General features: G+C 55.2%; 1 protein-coding gene and 1 pseudogene. Both read left to right on the top strand.

Annotated features, from left to right (window positions below; all coding sequences use genetic code 11):
* The first annotated feature begins 122 nt into the window (after positions 1–122).
* Entirely contained in the window at positions 123–479 is a 357-nt protein-coding gene (locus tag HT737_RS30620) for a hypothetical protein (protein WP_182400907.1), read from the top strand.
* Positions 476–717: pseudogene (locus HT737_RS31505) on the top strand (hypothetical protein); the annotation flags it as partial. The gene HT737_RS30620 and the pseudogene HT737_RS31505, both read left to right, overlap by 4 nt.

A 717-nucleotide genomic window follows, 5' to 3' on the forward strand; every position in this document is an offset into this window, starting at 1 on the left:
GAACGCTTGAGATCAATGGCATTGTCCCGGGACAGGGGCGACTGGTGATCAATTCACTGAACGTCTCGGTTTATGACGCCAACAACGTGCTGCGCGTTCGTCTCGGCTATTTGGGGTGATCAATGGCTCTATTTGGCCTTCGTGTGTTTGACGAGAGCGGTCAGCTCGCCATGGACACCAACAGCTTCACCTATCAGGTGCTGTGGCAGGGCGTGATTGATTTCAGCGGTACCACGCCCAGCTACACGCTGAACATTCCCGGTTTCAACCCTGCCAATTGCGTGTTCATGATCATCCCGACGAGGGCGCAGGATGTGCAGTCATCTGAAACAGATGGGTCAGGCAACGCAAAGTCCTATCCATACGTCACGACGGCGGTGGGGCAAGTAGTGGTACGGCCCAAAAACCCTTCAGCCGGCGCTTCAACAATTCAGACGAGGATCGTCGCCAAAGGCTACGCAATCAGGTACGGGACATGAGTTACGGCTTTCAGAGCATCAATGACAACTCGTTTGTTCAAATTGATTCGGAGGCACCAAGGCTTTGTCTTCTCACCAAAGGCACCTATTCCGGCGTTGCAACCGCATCAGGAACGTTTGCTAGGGCGGTGACCAGCCAAGACCCGCCAATGGTGTTCATTCGTCCCGATCAGGGCGGCGCGATTCAGGTTCCCATTTCGGTATGGTTCACGGGGAGGGCCAGGGAAACTGGACGGGG

Source organism: Pseudomonas sp. MD195_PC81_125 (genome assembly GCF_014060985.1).
Lineage (GTDB): Bacteria > Pseudomonadota > Gammaproteobacteria > Pseudomonadales > Pseudomonadaceae > Aquipseudomonas > Aquipseudomonas parakoreensis.